The 1,148-nt window shown below is 68.4% G+C and carries 1 protein-coding gene; it reads right to left on the bottom strand.

Annotated elements, in window-relative coordinates:
- Positions 1–131: 131 nt before the first annotated feature.
- The coding region (locus E4P42_RS26760; RefSeq protein WP_167759651.1) for an acyl carrier protein at positions 132–1,148 on the bottom strand (1,017 nt) is incomplete at its 5' end.

The raw sequence follows: 1,148 nt of genomic DNA, 5'->3' as shown, positions 1-1,148 counted from the left end.
GACACCCACCACCGCAATCGGCTCGAACTGACCCTGCTCAGCCACCGCCAACCGCGCAGTCAACTCATCAATCCTGCGCAACGCGTCCGTGATGATCGCACGACGATCCGACGACACAGCAGTCATGACATTCACCCCACTTTCTCTGCGAGGGACACTCCGGCGAGGGGCTCGCAGCCGTCGCGATCCGGAGGCGGCGCGGTTTCGGCATCGGACTCGCCCAGGGGGACGAGGTGGTCGGCGAGGGATTCGACGGTGGCGTTGTCGAACAGATCGGGTGAGGACACCTCGACGCCGAGCGTCGCGAGCAGTGCACGCTGCAGGACGACGGTCATCATCGAATCCATACCGAGCTCGAAGAAATCGGCTTCCGGGTCCAGCGCATCGGGTGACGCCAGGCCCATCACCGCCGCGATCAGCACGCTGATGTGGTGCCGGAGCAGCGACCGCCGCCGGTCGGGCGGATAGGTGCGCCAGAGCTCGATGATGTCGCCGTCCGGTGTCGCCTCCTGCACCACGGTGTTCTCGTCGGTGGAGGCGCCGACGGTGATGAGGCCGCCCCACAGCTCGGCGTGGTCGCGGGACAGGCTGTCGGCGAGGCCGATCAGGGTGGCGCGGGCGGTGGGTGACTTCGCGTCGCCGACGCCGATCGCGAGATGCAGTGTCGGCGGGGTGGCCATGGCCGCCAGTACCGACGTCAGCCGTCGCACACCGCTGAAGAGTCGGTACCCGGCGTTGGCGTCGAAGCCGTCCGCAGGCAACTCGGGAGCGAAGACGACATGGTCCACCGCTGCCAGTGCGTCGAGAAGCGCTGCGCTCGTGGCTGATTCGTCGAGCACCGAGGTGGGTACCACATCGGCGCGCGCGCCGCGGGTCACGGTGTCGACGGGCTCGTCGACGATGAGCAGCCACGACCCGTCGGTCATCTCCCCCACCGAGGGCATCGGCACGTCGGCGCGGTCCACGCGAACCGGATCCGGATGGTGCCCCGAGCGCACCTCGATCCAGTGGTGGGTGTGGCGCCAGGGGGTGGTGGGCAACTGCGGATGCGGCTCCGGCGGGTGCGGCGTCTGCGGCGGATGGGTGGTGTGGGTGGTGTTGAGGTTGGTGTGGAAGGTCAGGGTGTCGTCGGTGTCACGAGCCAACGT

The sequence above is a fragment of the Mycobacterium sp. PS03-16 genome (assembly GCF_004570325.1).
GTDB lineage: Bacteria > Actinomycetota > Actinomycetes > Mycobacteriales > Mycobacteriaceae > Mycobacterium.
Note: the sequence above shows the minus strand (reverse complement) of the source record. Positions and strands in the feature narration are given on the sequence as shown.